At 74.1% G+C, this 17,936-nt stretch carries 17 protein-coding genes; 10 read left to right on the top strand and 7 right to left on the bottom strand.

Features of this window, described 5'->3' with window-relative positions; translation table 11 throughout:
• From BLV02_RS15185 to BLV02_RS15175, 3 genes are all read right to left on the bottom strand, one after another.
• A complete protein-coding gene (locus tag BLV02_RS15185) occupies positions 1-432 on the bottom strand; it encodes a DUF6325 family protein (RefSeq protein WP_069111849.1) in 432 nt (143 codons plus the stop codon).
• Between the two features lie 112 nt (positions 433-544).
• A complete protein-coding gene (locus BLV02_RS15180; RefSeq protein ID WP_069111850.1) occupies positions 545-1,048 on the bottom strand; it encodes a DUF6069 family protein in 504 nt (167 codons plus the stop codon).
• A 19-nt stretch (positions 1,049-1,067) separates the two neighbouring features.
• Entirely contained in the window at positions 1,068-1,268 is a 201-nt protein-coding gene (locus BLV02_RS15175) for a hypothetical protein (protein ID WP_069111851.1), read from the bottom strand.
• Between the two features lie 305 nt (positions 1,269-1,573).
• On the opposite strand from BLV02_RS15175, the gene BLV02_RS15170 reads away from it, so the two are divergent.
• From BLV02_RS15170 to BLV02_RS15160, 3 genes are all read left to right on the top strand, one after another.
• Positions 1,574-4,105 carry a winged helix-turn-helix domain-containing protein gene (locus BLV02_RS15170; protein WP_069111852.1) on the top strand — a complete coding sequence of 844 codons (2,532 nt, stop codon included), beginning with the start codon at positions 1,574-1,576 and terminating at the stop codon, positions 4,103-4,105.
• A 111-nt stretch (positions 4,106-4,216) separates the two neighbouring features.
• Positions 4,217-4,627 (top strand): DUF6325 family protein, encoded by a 411-nt coding sequence (locus tag BLV02_RS15165; protein ID WP_069111853.1) that lies wholly within the window; start codon positions 4,217-4,219, stop codon positions 4,625-4,627.
• 320 nt (positions 4,628-4,947) lie between these two features.
• Positions 4,948-6,837, top strand: coding sequence for an ICP22 family protein (locus tag BLV02_RS15160; protein ID WP_069111854.1), 1,890 nt, complete (start codon positions 4,948-4,950; stop codon positions 6,835-6,837).
• On the opposite strand, the gene BLV02_RS15155 is transcribed toward BLV02_RS15160, so the two are convergent.
• Both BLV02_RS15155 and BLV02_RS15150 read right to left on the bottom strand, forming a co-directional pair.
• Positions 6,795-8,378 carry a SulP family inorganic anion transporter gene (locus tag BLV02_RS15155; RefSeq protein ID WP_069111855.1) on the bottom strand — a complete coding sequence of 528 codons (1,584 nt, stop codon included), beginning with the start codon at positions 8,376-8,378 and terminating at the stop codon, positions 6,795-6,797. The genes BLV02_RS15160 and BLV02_RS15155 overlap by 43 nt on opposite strands.
• Positions 8,375-9,052 carry a GAP family protein gene (locus BLV02_RS15150; protein ID WP_069111856.1) on the bottom strand — a complete coding sequence of 226 codons (678 nt, stop codon included), beginning with the start codon at positions 9,050-9,052 and terminating at the stop codon, positions 8,375-8,377. The genes BLV02_RS15155 and BLV02_RS15150 overlap by 4 nt, the downstream gene beginning before the upstream one ends.
• A gap of 426 nt (positions 9,053-9,478) precedes the next feature.
• Here BLV02_RS15150 and BLV02_RS15145 point away from each other — a divergent pair, with 426 nt between their 5' ends.
• The 6 genes from BLV02_RS15145 to BLV02_RS15120 all read left to right on the top strand — a co-directional run bounded on the left by BLV02_RS15145 (position 9,479) and on the right by BLV02_RS15120 (position 16,733).
• Entirely contained in the window at positions 9,479-11,203 is a 1,725-nt protein-coding gene (locus BLV02_RS15145; protein WP_069111857.1) for a SulP family inorganic anion transporter, read from the top strand.
• Positions 11,204-11,237: 34 nt separating this feature from the next.
• On the top strand, positions 11,238-13,559 hold the full coding sequence (locus BLV02_RS15140) for an arylsulfatase (protein ID WP_069111983.1): 2,322 nt from the start codon (positions 11,238-11,240) through the stop codon (positions 13,557-13,559).
• A 29-nt stretch (positions 13,560-13,588) separates the two neighbouring features.
• A complete protein-coding gene (locus BLV02_RS15135; RefSeq protein ID WP_069111858.1) occupies positions 13,589-14,080 on the top strand; it encodes a DUF1269 domain-containing protein in 492 nt (163 codons plus the stop codon).
• Positions 14,064-14,987 carry a formylglycine-generating enzyme family protein gene (locus BLV02_RS15130; protein WP_083288708.1) on the top strand — a complete coding sequence of 308 codons (924 nt, stop codon included), beginning with the start codon at positions 14,064-14,066 and terminating at the stop codon, positions 14,985-14,987. Before BLV02_RS15135 ends, BLV02_RS15130 begins: the two co-directional genes overlap by 17 nt.
• 76 nt (positions 14,988-15,063) lie before the next feature.
• Positions 15,064-15,645 (top strand): RNA polymerase sigma factor, encoded by a 582-nt coding sequence (locus tag BLV02_RS15125; protein ID WP_216094248.1) that lies wholly within the window; start codon positions 15,064-15,066, stop codon positions 15,643-15,645.
• Positions 15,642-16,733, top strand: a complete 1,092-nt coding sequence (locus BLV02_RS15120; protein ID WP_069111859.1) for a hypothetical protein — start codon at positions 15,642-15,644, stop codon at positions 16,731-16,733. Before BLV02_RS15125 ends, BLV02_RS15120 begins: the two co-directional genes overlap by 4 nt.
• Position 16,734: 1 nt before the next feature.
• Here the strand turns inward: BLV02_RS15120 and BLV02_RS15115 are convergent, their stop codons facing one another.
• Positions 16,735-17,160 (bottom strand): DUF7144 family membrane protein, encoded by a 426-nt coding sequence (locus BLV02_RS15115; protein WP_069111860.1) that lies wholly within the window; start codon positions 17,158-17,160, stop codon positions 16,735-16,737.
• Between the two features lie 117 nt (positions 17,161-17,277).
• Between BLV02_RS15115 and BLV02_RS15110 the strand changes: the two genes are divergently transcribed.
• Complete coding sequence (locus BLV02_RS15110) at positions 17,278-17,616, top strand: hypothetical protein (protein ID WP_069111861.1); 339 nt, start codon at positions 17,278-17,280, stop codon at positions 17,614-17,616.
• Positions 17,617-17,636: 20 nt separating this feature from the next.
• Here the strand turns inward: BLV02_RS15110 and BLV02_RS15105 are convergent, their stop codons facing one another.
• Entirely contained in the window at positions 17,637-17,933 is a 297-nt protein-coding gene (locus BLV02_RS15105; protein WP_074946354.1) for a DUF1905 domain-containing protein, read from the bottom strand.
• Positions 17,934-17,936: the final 3 nt, after the last annotated feature.

Raw genomic sequence — 17,936 nt, 5'->3', positions numbered from 1 at the left:
TCAGCCGAGGCCGCGCAGCGCGCGGTCGGCGGTCTCGGCAGGGACGCGGGCCTGGTCGGTGACCTCGCCACCGGCCGCGCGGACCGCGTTCACGAACGGGATCGCCCAGGTGTTCTCGACGACGAGGACGGCGACGGAACTGTTCGGCGCCAGCCCTTCCGCGACCTCGTCGACGTCCTCGGAGTCCAGCAGTCCGCCGCCGAGCTGGCCGTCCAGGTCGGCGAAGGCGGGTTGGAGGTCGGGACCGAGCCCGGCCAGCTCGATCGAGCCGACGATGCCGTCGGCGTCGCGATACACGAACATCAGGTCGACGATCCGCACCAGTCCCTCGACGACGAGGTCGCGCATCGCCGGCACGATCTCGCCCTTGAACTGGTTGCCCGGGAATCGCAGCATCAGGATGTCGACCGGCCCCACGTCCACGGTGTCCATGCGGCCCAGCCTTCGCCGCCGCGGCCCCGCCCGCCTCACCCGTGGCGGGTGAGGGAACGCGGCGACGACCGGCCGAGGCGCGACAGCCACGAGCGTCGGATCGACCCGGACGTCACGGTGCGGCGGGCCAGGTCCCGTCGGCAGGCGGCGGGCCCGGACGGCGGCGGGGCGCGGGGCGGCTCGCGCTGCGGGCCACCGACGAGACCAGCGTGCCGATCGCGATGCCGAGCACCAGGTTCAGCCCGGCGGTCGCGACCTCGGCGTCGAGGTCGGCGCCGGACGTGAACGGCGCGACCACGCCGATCACCGTCGCGAGCCCGACCACCCAGGCGAAGAACCGCAGCGGCTGCGGCGTCGTCAGCAGCAGCACGTGCACCAGCGCGGTCGACACCAGCGCGGCCAGCGCGGCGCCGCCGGCGTACCAGCCGGTGCTCGCATCGCCCCAGGTGCCCTCGCCCTCCGGCGCCAGGATCGGGATGTCGAACACACCGCGGATCAGGACGATCCCGACGACCGCGATGAGCGCGCCGATGACGGCGGTGGCGACGCCGCCCGCCCACAGGCGACCGGCGTCGACGACAGGTGGTCCGGACCGGCTGGTGGGGTCGCTGGTCATACGGCATGCCTCCTCGGGCTCAGTCGGGCAGCTTGCGCATCTCCACGACCGTCAACCCCAGGGCGTCCAGCCGGGCGAGAACGCCCCGCAGAGCGGCCCGGTCGCGCACGGGCCCATAGATCGACGTGCCGCCGGCCGGGCCGTCGGCCACGTCGAACTCGGGGAACGCCGCCCGGACGGTATCGGAGACGCGGCCGGTGACGAGGAACTCGTAGCGCATGTGGATGCGCCCCCAGGCTATGGAGCGGGACACACCCCACCATCGCCCGGACGAGCGCCGGTTCGGCTCACCCGCAGGGGGTGAGGGGTGCGGCGTGACGCGCAAGTTGATCAGAGGTGAAGAGGCCAAGCAGGGGTCGAGATCGACAATTCGCCGCTACTGTGATGATCGTGGTCGTAGCTGCCCCTCACGCGGGGCGTGCGAGGATCCTGGAACAGAAGCTGAGGGCTCCTCGGATGCCGGCCAGCGTGGTGTCCCGAACGCGACTGCTTCGTGGCCTGGGGGTTGCGGAGGCGGAAGGACGTGTGCTCGCGCTGGTCTCCGCACCGGCCGGCGCGGGCAAGACCATGCTGCTGGCGCAGTGGTGGCAGCGGCAGCGCTCGGCCGGCGTCCCGGTCGCCTGGCTGGCCCTCGACGAGCACGACGACGATCCCTACGTGCTGTGGTCCGGGCTGCTGCGCGCCTGCGGGCGGGCCGTGCGCGGCGTCGACGCCGCCGCCGAGGTGCGGCTGGCCGCGCTGACCCCGCCCGGCGACGCCGGCAACCGCGGCTTCCTGACCGCGTTCGCCGAGGCCGTCGACGCGCTGCAGCAGCCGCTGTGGGTGCTGCTGGACGACGTCCACGTCATCGCGTCGCCGCGCGGGCTGGCCTGCCTCGCCGGGCTGATCCGCTACCGCCCGGCCGGTCTGCGGCTGATGCTGGGCAGCCGGTTCGACCCGCCGCTGCCGGTGGCCCGCATGGTCCTGGACGGCCAGGCGACGGAGGTGCGCGCCGCCGACCTCGCGTTCGACCGCGACGAGGCCGGACTGCTGCTGCGCCGCCGGCACCTCGAGCTGGACGAGCCCGACCTCGCGCTGCTGCTGGAGCGCACCGAGGGCTGGGCGGCCGGGCTCAGCCTGGCCGCGCTGTCGCTGGCGTCGCAGGACGACGTCACCAAGTACATCGCCGGGTTCGCCGGCGACGAGCGGCCGCTGGCCGACTACCTCGTCGCGGAGGTGCTCGACGCGCTCTCCGACGAGACCGTCGACCTGCTGCTGGCCACGGCGGTCGCCGAGACGCTCACCGCCGACCTCGCCAGCCGGCTGTCCGGCCGGGCCGACGCCGGCGCCGTGCTGGCCCGGCTGGCCCGCGACAACGCGCTGGTGGCGCGCGTGGGCCGGGCGCCGACGTCGTACCGGGTGCACGGACTGCTGCGCAGCTTCCTGCTGGCCGAGGGCAACCGCCGCGACGTCGTGGCGCAACGCCAGCACCACGTCGAGGCGTCGCGGTGGTTCCTCGACCACGGGCTGCCCGGGCCCGCGATGGACCACGCCGCCGAGGGTGGCGACTGGCCGCGCGCCGCCGAACTCGTCGACCGGTACGGGCTGCGGCTGCTGCTGTCCGGCGACGCCGCCCGGGTGTCGGCGACGGTGCGGCAGCTGCCGGACGACCTCGTCATCGAACCGGCGACGGCGCTGATCGCGGCGCTGGCGGCGCTGCATGACGGCGCGCTCCCGGTGGCTCGCCGGCACATCGACCTCGTCGGGCGCGACCCGTCCCGGCACCGGTCGGCGCGGCTGCGGCTGCTGCACACCACCGCGCTCATGTACGAGGCGCGGCTGCGCGGCGAGCGCGGCCCGGAGCTGGGCGAGCTGCTCGGGCAGAGCGAAGAACAGGTGCCCGGCGAACCGGACCTGCTGCTGCTCGCCGCGGTCAACCGGGGAGTCCTCCGGATCTGGTGCCGCGAGTACGACGCGGCCGAGGACGACCTGCGCGAGGCGCTGCGCATGGCCCGCCGCGACGGCCGCGACGCGCTGGCGCTGGAGTGCCTCTCCTACCTCGCCGTCGGCGCCGCCGCGAGGGGCGACGCCGAGAGCATCACCCGGCGGACCATCGAGGCGATCGACTTCGCCGGGCGGCGCGGCTGGTCCGCCACCGGGCGCATGACGCCGGTCTACCTGCTGGCCGCCGGGGTGGCGTTCCAGCGGCTGGACCACGACGAGACCCGCCGCTACCTGTCCCTGGCCGCCGCCATCGACGCCGACGTCGAGCCCGAGATCGAGCTGTCCGCCCGGCTGCTGCGGGCCTGCCTGGCCGCGGCAGAGACGCCGAACCGGCACGAAGCGGCCCGGCTGCTGCGCCGTGCCTGGCCGTACGACGACGCCGCGCTGCCGCCCGTGGGGGCCAGCTACTTCTGCCTCACCGAGCTGCAGCTGGCGCTGGCGGCGGGCGACCGGGCCGCCGTCGCCGAGGTGCTGACGCGGGCCGAGCGGCTGCTCGACGACACCGGCGACCTGCTGGTGCTGCGGGCGCTGGCGCACGCGCAGGACGGGCGCAAGGCGGCGGCCCGGGCGGCGCTGCAGCCGGTGCTGGGCGGGACGGTGCCGTGTCACCTCGTCAGCAACGAGATCACCGGCTGGCTGCTGTCGGCGCACTTCGCCGCCGAGCTGGACGAGCCGGCCCGCGCGCACGACGCGCTGCTGCACGCCCTGGACCTCGCCGAACCGCGGCGGATGTTCCGGGAGTTCGTCGCGGCGTCCGGGCGGGTCCGGTCGCTGCTCATCCACGGGGAGGGGAGGTTCGGCCGGTACGAGGAGTTCGTCCGCACCGCCGTCGGCCTGTTCGGCGACGACGACGGCGACACCCAGCGGGCGATGGTGTCCGGTGAGGCGCTGACGGCGCGCGAGCTGGAGCTGCTGCGCGACCTGCCGTCGCTGCTGTCGCTGGAGGAGATCGCCGGGGCGCACGTGCTGAGCGTCAACACCGTCAAAACGCATCTCAAGGCGATCTACCGCAAGTTCGACGTCGGCAGCCGCCGGCAGGCCGTCGACCGAGCGAGGGAGTTGGGGCTTTTGTAGGGCCTCACCCGGGCTGGGTGAGGCGGAAACGATCACGGCTGGGCAGTGTACGGGTGTACGGGTGGGCGGGGGAACGGGGTGGAGTATGGCCACGCGCAGACGAGGGCTGCGATGAGGTTCCGGCCGGTCGAGGTATTGATCCTGACCTTTCCCGGCGAGCGGGTCGACCCGCTCGCCGTCGAGGCGCTGCGCGGCGTCGTCGACATGGGGGACGTCACGTTGTTGGACATCGTGTTCGCGGCGCGCGAGGCGAACGGCGACCTCCGGGTCGTCGAGTTCGCCGAGGGCGCCGATGCGTTCGGCTTCGGCGGGGTGGAGATCGCCGAGGGCGAACTGGTGAACGACGAGGACATCGCCGTCGTCGCCGACGCACTGCCGCCGGGGAACTCGGCGGTGCTCATCGCCTACGAGAACACCTGGGTACGCCGCGTCTCCGAAGCCGTCCGCGATTCCGGCGGCCAGGTCGCGCTGCACGTCCTGATCCCGTCGGAAGCGGCCGACGACGCGTTGAGGGGGAACTGATGACCGGACGATTCGACCGGCCCGGACTGCTGGGTGCTGTGACCAGTGCCGCGGTCCTGGACGGGACTCCGCAGGTGATCCGGAACGTGGTGACGCATGCCACCGCCCGGCGGCCGGCGCCAGGCGCCGGGGACGATGGTGGGGCGGCGCCGGCTGGGGCTGCCGGGTCGGCTGGTTCGGCTGTGCCGGGCGCGTCGGCCGGTTCGGCTGCGGCGAGCGGGCTGGTGGTGCCCGCGCAGCCGGGTCCGCGCAGCCGGACCGCCCGGGCCGGCCGGCGGCTGGTGGCGGCCCGGGGCGGAGCGGACTGACGGGCGCCCACCATGTCCGACGAGCCGCGGACCCCGCCCACCGGCGATCCCGCCGACCGCCCCGCCGACGGTCCTCGGCGCACCGGCCCACCGGCGTCCGACAGCACGGGCGCCGAAGGCCCGGCGTCCGAACCGCCGGCGTCCGAGGGCGCGGCGGGCGGTGGCGGCACCGCCGCGGCCCCCGGCCGACCGGCGGCTGACAGCACGGGCGCCGGCGGCACGGGCGCGGAAGCACCAGGCGCCGGCGGCGGCGCCGAGGCGGCCGGCGACCGTCCGGCGTCCGACAGCACGGGCGCCGGCTCCGCGGGTGCCGGCGCCCAGGGCGCCGATGTCGAGGGCGCCGGCTCCGCGGGTGCCGGCGCCCAGGGCGCCGATGACACCGTGACCGCCTCCTCGGCCGCCGCTCGCCGGGCGCGTCGGAGGCGGGCCGGTCGCACGCCGGGTGCGGAGGCCGCGGACACACCGTCCGGCGACGAGCCGGCCGGCCCAGGGGAGCACGGCCCAGGGGAGCACGGCCCAGGGGAGCATGGCGCAACGGACGGCGGCGCCGGGGAGGACGGGCTCGGCGCCGGGGACCGGGCGGAGCTGGAGCGGCTGCGCACCGAGGTGGCCCAGCTGCGCGCCGCAGGCACCGCGGCCGGCGAGGCGCCGGTGGGACCCGCCTCGCCGGCCCGGGCCCAGGCCGCGCCGGGCGGGCGGTGGCGGGCCTGGCTCGCACCCGTCCTGATCTTCATTGGCTGCGTGCTGGCGATCCCCGCCACCGCCGCCGTGTGGGTGGACTCCGTCGTCACGAACACCGACCGCTACGTCGAGACCGTCGGCCCGCTGGCGCGGAACCCGGACATCGAGCGGGCCGTCACCAACCGCGTCACCAACCGGCTCATGCAGGAGATCGATGTGCCGGGCGTGGTGAAGGAGGCGTCGGACCTGCTGGCGGCGCAGGGGGCCCGGCCGCGGCTGACATCGACGCTCAACGATCTGGCCGGGCCGATCGGCGGCGCGGTGCAGGGGTGGGTGCACGACCAGGTCGGCACGGTCGTCGCCAGTGACCGGTTCGCCGACGCGTGGACGCAGGCCAACCGGGCCGCCCATCAGGCCCTGGTCGCGGCGCTCACCGGGAAGAACGAGAACGGCGCGGTCCAGGTCGAGGGCAACACCGTCAGCATCCAGCTGGCGCCGGTCATCGAGGACGCGAAGCAGCGGCTGGTCGACGCGGGGTTCTCGCGGGCGTCGGCCATCCCGTCGACGGACATGACGCTGACGCTGTTCCAGTCAGACGATGTCGAGAAGGCGCAGGCCGGGTTCCGGCTGATCGACCGCCTGGGCACGTGGCTGCCGGTCATCGCGCTCGCGTTCATCGCGGCCGGTGTGCTGGTGGCCCGCGGCCGGCGGCGTGCGCTGGTCGGCGCCGGTATCGGGCTCGCGCTGGCGATGCTGGTGCTCGGCGCCGCGCTGACGATCGCCCGCCCGGTGTACCTGGGCGCGCTGCCGCCGGAGGTGGACGACGCCGCGGCGGGCGCGCTGTTCGACCAGGTGGTGTCGCTGCTGCGGACGACGCTGCGCATGGTGCTCGCGGCCGGGCTGGCCGTGGCGCTGGTCGCGTGGCTGACGGGACCGTCGCCGCAGGCGGTCGCGGTGCGGCGAGGTGTCGCGCGGCTGGGCGACGTCGGCACCGGATGGGGCTGGCGGAACTCGTCGACGGCCGTTTGGCTGCGCCGGCACAAGCGGCCGGTGCAGATCGCCGTCCTGTCCGTCGCGGTGCTGGTGTTCGTGTTCTGGAACTACCCGAACGCGGCCGTGGTGCTGGGGATCCTGCTGATCGCGGGCGTGCTGCTGGCGGCGCTCGAGCTGGCGACGGGTCAGGCGGCGCCGTCCGGACCCTCGGCGGCCAGGCCCTCGTAGGCGCCGACGGCGGCCCGCACCGTCGGGTGCACCCGGCCGCTGTCGCGCCAGGCCGGCCAGGCCGCCGTCCGCCGCGCCTTCGCCAGCGCCGCCTCGGGGACCCGGGCCACCCAGAGCTCGACGCCGTCCTTCGCCAGCTGCTGCTCGGCCGCGACGAACGCGTCCAACACGGTGACGGACGTGTCCAGCGTCGCGCCGAGGTCGAGCAGCAGCACCCGCGGCCGCGGGTCCTCCGCCGCCAGGCGCAGCAGCTCGGCCTGCACGGCGCGCACGTTCATCGTGTACATCGCGCCCTCGATGCGGACCACCAGCAGCCCGGGCGCCGGCCGCTGCTCGGTCAGCACCGGGTGGTTGAGCCGGCGCAACACCAGGTAATAGGTGCAGAACACGCCCGCGACGACGCCCACCAGCAGGTTCGTCACCAGCGCGATCGCACCGGTGATCAGCGCGACCACCAGTTCCGCGCGGTCGATCCGGCCGATCCGGCGCAGCTCGCCGACGTCCAGCAGGCCGGTCACCGCGACCACGACGACGGCGGCCAGTGTGGCCTCCGGCAGGTCGCTGAGCACCGGTGCCAGGAACAGCGCCGCCGCCACCGCGACCCCGGCCGTCACCAGCGAACTGAGCTGGGTCCGCGCGCCCGCCTCGACGTTCACCATCGTCTGCGAGAACCCGCCGGCCGGCGGCGCCGTCGCGACGAACGACCCGGCGACCGCGGCCGTCCCGTTCGCCAGCAGTTCGCGGCCGGCGAGGATCGGCGGGTCCTGCGGCTCCCGGGTGCCGCGGCCGACGGCGATCGTCTCCATGAACGCCATCAGCGCGATGGCCAGCGCGTACGGCAGCATCGTCCACGCGTCGTCGAGCGGCGGCAGGGCCGGGACCGGCAGCCCGCTGGGCACCGGCGCGATCAGTTCGACGCCCCGGTCGGGCAGACCGGCCCACGCCGTCGCCGCGATGCCGCCCGCGACGGCGAGCAGCGGGCCGGGCACCCGCGGCGCCCACCGGTGCAGCGCCCACAGCCCGCCCAGCGTCAGCGTCGAGACGACGACGGTGGCGCGGTTGGCGTCGCCGAGGTGCGTCACCACGTGTCCGACGCCGCGCAGGAACCCGTCCGGGCCGGCGTCGATGCCGAGCAGGTGCGGCAGCTGGTCGACGATGATGGTCAGCCCGACGCCGATCTTCAGGCCGCTGACGACGGTGTCGGAGATCGCGTCGACCACCCAGCCGATCCGGAGCAGCCAGAACAGCAGCAGCGCCAGGCCGGTCAGCAGCGTCAGCGTGCTGACGGCGGCCATCGCCTCGTCCGGGTCGTCGGGTGTGCCCGCGGCGGCCATCGCCAGCCCGGCCAGCGCCACGATCGTCGACGTCGTGCTCATGCTCAGCCGCCGGGCGCCGCCCAGCAGCGCGTACACCGCCATCGGGACGATGCACGTGTACAGCCCGACCTGCACCGGCAGCCCGGCGACGCCCGCGTATCCCATGGCCTGCGGGATGACGACGGCGCCGGCCACGACGCCCGCGACGACGTCGGAGCGGTTCACCCGGACAGCCCGGCGATGCCGTCGCCGATCAGCTTCGCGCCGATCACCAGCAGCACGACCGTCAGCACGGCCGCGTTGTGCCGGGCCAGCCAGGTCTTGAGGTCGGCCAGCATCCGGTCCGCGCGCTCCCCGAGTGTGAACGCGAGCAGCACCGGCAGCCCCGGCCCGAGCGCCCCGATCAGCACGAACACGGCCAGCGCGACGGCCTGCCCGCCGGCGCCGATGCCCGTCTGCGCGATCGCCGCGGCGGCCGCCACCGTGAGCATGAGGTTCTTCGGGTTGACGGCCGACAGCAGCGCGCCCAGCCCCAGCGACTTGCCCGCGGACCACGAGTCCAGCGCCGTCATCCAGCCGGGCAGGTCCGGTTCGGCGTCGTCGCGGGGCCGCTGCCTCCAAGTGCGTACGGCCATGAGCAGGACGAGGATGCCGAGGACCAGCTTCAGCCACCCCACCCACGTCGCCGGCTCGCCGTCGTCGGCCGGTCCGGCGGCCGCCGCGACCAGCAGCACGACGGTGCCGGCGACGGCCAGTCCGAGCAGCCAGCCGGCCAGGAACGCCGGCCCGGTCACCCGTCCGCGCTCACTGCCCAGCATCAGCACGACCGCGACGATCGGCAACGGGCTGAGCGCGACGCCCACACCGAGCGGCAGGACCGCACCGATCGCCTCGCCCATGCCGCCTCCGCCCGTCGGGTCGCGTTCATGGTGGCCGCGGCCGGGGGAGCGGGGCGTCACCCGAACGGGGTGAAGCCCCGGCGCCCGGGGAAGGGAGGGGAGAGGGAGGGGTGCGCGGCCCGTGGGGTGGCGCTGGTCGGTGCCGCGGCCGGGCGGCGGGAGCCGGGCGGCCCGCGTGGGCGGTTCCGGACAACGTGACAGGTGCGACGGCCGGGAGCAGCGGGCGCCGTGGCGGGGCGGTGAGGGCGAGTGCGGTGGCTGGGAGGCGCGGCGGCCGGACGGGCGGCCGGGCGGGCGCGAGGGCCGGAAGGCGGCTGGAAGGTGCGGCGGGCGCGGGGCCCGGGAGGTGCAGCGATGCCGGTCGCGGGCGGCGTCACCCGAACGGGGTGAGGACCCGGCCGACGGTCGCGGCCGACGATGGGCCGCATGCCGGCGTGGTTCTTGGGGTCGCTGCGCGGCTACCGGCGATCGTGGCTGCGCCGCGACCTGGTGGCCGGGCTGACGGTGTGGGCGGTGCTGATCCCGGAGTCCCTGGCGTACGCGTCGATCGCGGGCGTCTCACCGGTGATCGGCCTGTACGCGGCGATCCCGGCGCTGCTGCTCTACCCGCTGCTGGGCAGCTCGCGGCACGTAGTGGTGGGGCCGATGTCGGCGACGGCGGCGTTGTCGGCGGGGGTGGTCGGCGGGATCGTGTCGAACGGATCCGGGGATTTCCCCGCTTATACGGCGGGCCTCGCGGTCGCCGTGGGCACGCTGGCGGTGCTGGCCGGGCTGCTGCGGTTGGGCTTCCTCGCCAACTTCGTCTCCGAGCCGGTGCTGAAGGGCTTCATCGTCGGGATGGCGCTGGTGATCATCGTCGGGCAGCTGCCGAAGCTGTTCGGGATCGAGGGCGGCGAGGGCAACTTCTTCCAGAAGCTGTGGGCCGTCGTGACCGCCCTCGGCGACACCAACGGCTGGTCGGCGCTGGTCGGCCTGGGCTGCCTCGCGCTGGTCCTGATCCTGCGCCGGACGGCGCCGATGGTGCCGGGGTCGCTGGCGGCGGTGGTGCTCGGCATCGTGCTGGCGGTCCTGCTCGGCCTGGAGGACCGCGGCGTCTCCGTCGTCGGGCACATCGACGCGGGGCTGCCGGCGCCGAGCGTGCCCGATCTCGACGCGGCGTCGGACATCCCGCTGCTGCTGTCCGGCGCGGCCGGCGTCATGCTGGTCGGCTTCGCCGAAGGGCTCGGCGCGGCGAAGACCTATGCCCGCCGCGACGGCTACCGGATCGACGCGAACCGGGAGCTGGCCGGGCTGGGCGCGGCCAACCTCGGCTCCGGCCTCTTCAACGGCATGGTGGTCAACGGCAGCCTGTCGAAGACGGCGGTCAACGCCGGCGCCGGCGCACGGTCGCAGGTGTCCGGGTGGACGGTCGCCGCGCTGACGGTGCTGACGCTGCTGATCCTGACGCCGCTGTTCGCCGAGCTGCCGGAACCGGCGCTGGCCGCCGTCGTCATCGCGGCGGTGATCGAGCTGGTCGACATCGGCGGGCTGCGGCGGCTGTACGAGGTCAACACCGCGGCGCTGGCCTCGATCTACGGCCGCGTCGCCCGGGCCGACTTCATCTGCGCCGTCGGCGCCATGCTCGGCGTCCTCTTCTTCGACACCCTGCCCGGCCTGCTCATCGGCGTCGTCCTGTCGGTCGTGCTGCTGCTGGCGCGGACGGCGCACCCGCATGTCGCCGTGCTCGGCCGGGTCGCGGGCGGGACGGGACAGTGGGTCGACGTCGCGCGGGATCCGGGGAGCTCCCCGGTTGACGGCGTCGTCGTGGTCCGGGTGGAGAGCCCGCTCTACTTCGCCAACGCCGACGCCGTCCAGGACCGGTTGCTGGAGCTGGCCGGCGCCGACGGCGTCCGCGCTCTGGTGCTGGACGCCGCCACCGTGCCGTCCGTCGACGTCACCGCGGCCGGGATGCTGCGTGACACCGAGACCGAGCTGGCCGCCCGCGGCGTCCGGCTGCTCGCCGTCGGCGACGTCGGACAGGTGCGCGACGTGCTGCGGCGGGCCGGCGCCGCGCGGGTGGTGGACCGGCTCTACCCGACCGTCGACGCGGCGGTCGCGGCGACCTCACCCGGAGAAGGTGAGGCCGCCGGTGACGGCGCCGCCCGACGATGAGGCCACCGACCCCGACACAGACGAGGGGGATCCCATGCCCAAGCGGTTCAACGGCGTCATCAACCTGGACATCCGCGATTCGGTGCCCGACTGGGAGCCGTTCCGGGCCAGCCGGGCGCCCGAAGGCTCGCCGAACGTCCTGGTCATCCTCTACGACGACACGGGGCAGGCGGCGTGGTCGCCGTATGGCGGGCGGATCTCGATGCCGACGCTGGACCGGCTGGCCGCCGACGGCCTCACCTACAGCCAGTGGCACACGACCGCGCTCTGCGGACCGACCCGCTCGTGCCTGCTGACCGGCCGCAACCACCACCAGAACGCGTTCGCCACGATCGCCGAGAGCGCCACCGGCTTCCCGGGCAACCACACGCACATCCCGATGGAGAACGCCTTCCTGGCGCAGGTGCTCTCCGACGCGGGCTGGAACACGTTCTGGGTCGGCAAGAACCACAACGTCCCGGTCGACGAGTTCGCGATGGGCGCGTCGAAGCGGAACTGGCCGATCCGCCGCGGCTTCGACCGGTTCTACGGCTTCATCGGCGGCGAGACCAACCAGTGGTACCCGGACCTCGCCGAGGACGACCACTACACCGAGCAGCCGTACCTTCCCGAGGACGGCTATCACTTGTCCAAGGACCTGACGGACAAGGCCATCTCGTTCGTCCGCGACAGCAAGCAGACCGAGCCGGACAAGCCCTGGTACCTGTTCTTCTGCCCGGGCGCCAACCACGCGCCGCACCACGCGCCGCAGGAGTGGATCGACAAGTACGAGGGCGCCTTCGACGACGGCTACGAGGCCTACCGCGAGTGGGTGCTGCCGCGGATGAAGGCGCGCGGGATCCTGCCGGAGAACACCGAGCTGACCCCGATGAACCCGATGCCGGAGGGCACCACCAGCCCGCAGGACGCCGTCCGCCCGTGGGACTCGCTCAGCGCGGACGAGAAGCGGCTGTTCGCGCGGATGGCCGAGGTGTACGCGGGCTTCTCCGAGTACACCGACCACGAGGTCGGCCGGCTGGTCGACTACCTGGAGGAGTCCGGGCAGCTGGACAACACGCTGGTCTTCTACTGCGCCGACAACGGCGCGTCGGGAGAGGGCAGCCCGAACGGGTCGGTGAACGAGAACAAGTTCTTCAACGGCTGGCCCGACAGCATCGAGGACAACCTGCCGATGATCGACCGGCTGGGCAGCCCGGACACCTACAACCACTACCCGACCGGCTGGGCGATGGCGTTCTCGACGCCGTACCGCATGTTCAAGCGGTACTCGTACCAGGGCGGCGTCTGCGACCCGCTGGTGATCTCGTGGCCTCGAGGTATCAAGGCCCGCGGCGAGGTGCGCGACCAGTACCACCACGCCATCGACATCGTCCCGACGATCCTCGACTGCTGCGGCGTCGAGATGCCCGGGACGGTGCTCGGCTACGAGCAGACGCCGCTGCCGGGGGAGTCGATGCGCTACAGCTTCGACGACGGCAAGGCGCCGACGAACCGGCGCACCCAGTACTACGAGATGCTCGGCACCCGGGCGATCTGGCACGAGGGCTGGAAGGCCGTCGCGGTGCACGGTCCGGTGCCGTCGGACATCGGGCACTTCGCCGACGACCGCTGGCAGCTGTTCCACACCGACGTCGACCGCGCCGAGGCGCACGACCTCGCCGACCAGCACCCGGACCGGCTGCGCGAACTGGTCGACCTCTGGTTCGAGGAGGCCGGCAAGTACGACGTGCTGCCGCTGAACGACCTCGGCGTGCTCGACTACATCAAGTACGAGTTCCAGGCGCCGGCGCCGCCCAGCGGGACGTACACGTACTACCCGGGCACGGCGGAGGTGCCCGAGCGCTCGGCCGCCAACACGCACGGCGTCTCGTACCGGATCCTCGCCGAGGTGGAGTTGTCGCCTTCGGCCGAGGGGGTGATCCTGGCGCACGGGTCGCGGTTCGGCGGCCACACGCTGTTCGTCAAGGACGGCCGGCTGCACTACGTCTACAACTTCCTCGGCCTCGCGCCCGAGCAGGAACTGGTGTCCGGGCCGCTGCCCGGCGGGCGGCACGTCGTCGGCGTCGAGTTCGCCAAGGAGAAGACGGGGGAGCACGGCGAGTCGCACGGCACCGCGCGGCTCTACGTCGACGAGGCCCAGGTCGCGGAGGGCGCGCTGCGCACGCAGACCGGGCACTTCTCACTCTGCGGCGAGGGCCTGTGCGTCGGCTACGACGGCGGCGACGCCGTCACCCGGCAGTATCCGCCGCGGTTCGCCTTCAGCGGCGGCCGCATCGTGAAGGTCGAGGTCAACGTGGCCGACGACCGTTACCTGGACCTCGAGCGGCAACTGCAGGCCGCCCTGGCCCGCGACTAGATCCCGCACAGAGTGAGGAGAACCGCACCATGGCCACGTTCACCGTCTGGAAGTTCGAGGACCCCAGCGCCGCCGACCGCGCCGTCACGTTGCTGGAGTCGTTGCAGAAGCAGGAGCTGATCCAGGTCCACGACGCCGCCACGGTGTCGTGGGAGCCGGACAAGAAGAAGCCGAAGACCCGGCAGCTGTCCAGCATGACCAGGATCGGCGCGCTCGGCGGCGCGTTCTGGGGGCTGCTGTTCGGCCTGCTGTTCTTCGTGCCGCTGCTGGGCGCCGCGGTCGGCGCGGCCGCGGGCGCGATCGGCGGGTCGCTCAGCGACGTCGGCATCGACGACGACTTCATCCGGCAGACCCGCGATAAGGTCACACCCGGGACGTCCGCACTGTTCGTCCTCACCAGCGGCGCCGTGCAGGACAAGGTCCTGCAGGCGTTCGAGGAGTCCGGCATGCAGCCGGAGCTGGTCCAGTCCAACCTGACGACGGAGCAGGAGGAGAAACTCCGCGATGCCTTCGCCGAGTGACCCGGCGCCGTGTTGCGCGGCCGGTCGCGAGACGCATCAACTGCTGGCGGTGCCGTCGGTGACGGCGCCGCCGGCGGCTGCGCGGCCCGCGGGCGGCGCCATGGTCACGCTGCCCGGCGGCACGTTCCTCATGGGCACCGACGCCGGCGACGGCTACCCGGCCGACGGCGAGGGCCCCGTCCGCGAGGTCACCGTGGCGCCGTTGCGCGTCGACGTCACCACGGTGACGAACGCGGCGTTCGCGGAGTTCGTCGAGGCCACCGGCTGGATCACGCTGGCCGAGCGGTTCGGCACGTCGTTCGTCTTCGCCGGGCTGTTGCCCGACGACCACCCGCCGACGCGCGGTGTGGCGGCGGCGCCGTGGTGGCGTGAGGTGTACGGCGCCGACTGGCGGCACCCGGAGGGCCCGGCGTCGAAGCTCGACGACCGCCTCGACCACCCCGTCGTGCACGTCACCTGGCGCGACGCCCGCGCCTACGCCCGCTGGGCGGGCAAGCGGCTGCCCACCGAGCAGGAGTGGGAGTACGCGGCCCGCGGCGGCCTGGTGCAGAACCGGTACCCGTGGGGCCAGGAGCGCGAGCCCGGCGGCGAGCACCGCATGAACGTCTGGCAGGGCCGCTTCCCGGCCGTCAACACCGCGGCCGACGGCTACGTCGGCACCGCGCCCGCCGACGCGTTCCCGCCCAACGGCTACGGCCTGCACAACATGACCGGCAACGTGTGGGAGTGGTGCGCGAACTGGTTCGACCAGAGCGACCCCGCCCGGGCCGGCGCCAAGGCGATGCGCGGCGGCTCCTACCTCTGCCACGACAGCTACTGCTTCCGCTACCGCGTCGACGCACGCAGCTCCAACACCCCGGACAGCTCCGCCGGCAACATCGGTTTCCGCTGCGTCGCGGACGTGTGAGTCGCGGCGCGGCTGGGACGCCGCGGCCCGCACCGGACATCCCTCTACGTCAACGTTCCGCGTAGAGAGGGAGACCGTGCCGGCCACCACCCGAGCGCCCGACCCCGCCGACTATCACCTGACCTCGCGCCGCCAGCGGTTCGAGGCCCTGTACACCGCCCATTCCTCGACGGTGCTCGCGTACGCGCTGCGCCGGGTGGAGGTCGCCGCCGATGCGGCCGACGTCATCGCCGAGACGTTCGTGGTCGCCTGGCGGCGCATCGACGACGTCCCGGCCGGTGACGAGGCCAGGCTCTGGTTGTACGGCGTCGCCCGGCGGGTCCTCGCCAACCACCACCGCGGCGACCGCCGCCGCGACGCGCTGGCCGCCCGGCTGCGCGACCACCTCGCCACCCAGGCCCGCACCGGCCGGCCGGGCGACGACCCGCAGGCCGAGCTCATCCGCGCCGCGCTACGGCGGCTCGACCCGGCCGACCGCGAGGTCATCGAGCTGACCAGCTGGGAGGGCCTGACTCCGGCCGAGGCGGCCGCGGTCCTGGCGGTGCCGCCGTCGACGCTGCGCAGCCGGCTGCAGCGGGCCCGCGGGCGGCTGCGCGCCGAACTCGAGACGCTCGGCTGGACCGCGCCGCACCCCCACGACGACCAGGAGGAATCGTGACCGACCCCATGACCGCGCTGGTCCGCCGGGCCGCGCAGCACAGCGACGAGGAGATCGTCACCCTGACCGGCAGCGCCGCCGAGGCGGAGCTGATGAGCCTGATCCGCACCGCGCCGGAGCCGGTGCTCCCGGCCGGCCGCGCGCCCGCGCCGGCTCGCCGGCCGCGCCGCCGGGTCCGCCGGCTGGCCACCCTGGGCGCCGTCGCCGCGGCCGCAGCCGTCGGCGTCACCGCCCTGGTCAGCACGCAGGGCGACGACCCGGTGGTGTGGGCGAGCGAGGCGATCGCGCTGGCCGACCAGACGCCGCGGCTGCTCGTCGACGCGCCGGACTGGCGGGTCGAGAGCGCCGACGAACTCGATCCCGGCGACGGGACCATGCGGTTCACCGACGGCGCCAGCGAGGCGCATCTCTCGTGGAGCACCTCGGCCGACGCGCCGGCCGCCATCGCCAGCCGCGAGGGCGCGGCCGACACCGTCAGCGAGGCGGTCGTCGCCGGCCACCGGGCGACGGTGTTCTCGTACGGCGACGGCGACTGGAACGCCGTCTGGGAGCAGGGCGACGCCTTCGTGGAGCTGATGACCTGGCGCTCGCCGATGGACGACGCCGAGTTCGCGGACCTGCTCGCCGCGGTGACGCAGGTGGACGCGGCGACCTGGCTGTCCGCGCTGCCCGGCGACATCGTCCGGTCCGAGGACATCGTCGCGACGGCCGACGCGATGCTCGGCGGCGCCGCACTGCCCGACGGCCTGCGGGTCACCCCGTCCGGCGGCGTCACCACCCGGCACGCGCTGGCGTACACCGTCGAGTCCGAGGCCCGGTGCGCCTGGATCGAGGGATGGATCCGGGCCACCGACGCCGGCGACGCGGCCGCGGCGGAAGCCGCCACGACCGCGCTCGCCGGGGTGCCGGACTGGCCGGTGCAGTCGGAGATCCACGGCCACGACGACCTCGACGCCTGGACCGGCCTGCGCAGCATCGTCGACGACGGCGTGCTGCCCGGCGGCCGCGGCCTCGTCGTCTCCGGCGACACCGAGGTCGAGGGCTGGGTGGCCGAGTTCGGCTGCTCGCGGCCGGTCCTGCTGCGCTGAGCTACCTCCCGCTGAGGACGCCGGACCTCGCGATCGCCCAGATCACGAAGATGTCGATCGCGATGATCAGCAGCGACCAGAACGGGTAGTACGGGATGAAGAAGAAGTTGGCGATCGCGCTCAGTCCGGCGAGCCCGATCGCCACCCCGCCGGCCACGGCACTGCCGGTGAACAGGAAGAACCCGGCCAGCGCGATGACGATGCCGAGGATCAGGTGCACCCAGCCCCACGCGGTGGTGTCGAGGTCGAACGTGTAATTGGGCAGGACGACGAAGAACTCGTCGTCGATGATCGCCGCCAGGCCCTCGAGCGCCTGGAAGACGCCGATGAGGACCATCATCGTGGCCGCGAAGATGACGCCGCCGGTCGCCCAGCCGGACGGCTCCGGCCTGGGCGTCTCGGTCGGCGAGGTGCGGAAATCGGTCATGACTCCTCCTGCGAGCTGACGCGGGGAGGTCCCCGGTTTCCCACTTTTCCGGCGGCGCGGCGGCAGCGGCATCACCCACCGGGGGTGATCCCGCCGGATACTCGTAGAGTGACCGATATGTCCGGTGACCAGCCCGCCGAGGATGTCGCGCCCGAGCCGTCCCGGACGCCGCCGCGCCGCCGCGGCGCCATTCCCGCCGCGCTCGCCTCGCTGGCCGAGGGGTTCGTGCGCGACTCCCTGATCATCGGGACGTCGACGCTGGCCCTGGTGGTCGCGGTGGGCGGGCTGTTGTCGGGCTCGGCCGGACCGGCGATCACCGGCGTCGTCGGCGGCGTGGGCGGCGCCGTGCTCCTGGTGGCGACCGTCGCCCGGCACTGGCCGGTCGGGCGGCAGTGGCTGGCCATCGTCGCGGTGCTCGCCGTGCAGGTCGGGCTGATCGCCGTCTGGACCGGCTGACGCCCGCCCGGCCCCGTCGGCTAGTCGCGGACGGTCAGCTCGACGGTGACCATGTCGCCGTCGTCGACGCCCTCGGCGGTACGGACCGCCTTCTTCACCGGCAGCACGTAGCCGCCGCTGGTGGAGTCGGGGAAGATCGAGGTGGACCAGGAGGAGCCGCCGAGGCGCACACCGACCTTCAACGACCCGAAGCCGGGCCGGGGCGGGCGGGGCACGGCGCGGATCTCGTCCGAGACGTCGGGCGGCACGGTGACGAACACCCACGACATCTCGCCGTCGTACGCCCACAAGCCGGCGTCGAACGTGAACTCCAGCACCGG

It is taken from the genome of Jiangella alba, assembly GCF_900106035.1.
Taxonomy (GTDB): Bacteria; Actinomycetota; Actinomycetes; order Jiangellales; family Jiangellaceae; genus Jiangella; species Jiangella alba.
The sequence above is the reverse complement of the archived record's forward strand: the minus strand, read 5'-3'. Positions and strand labels throughout refer to the sequence as shown.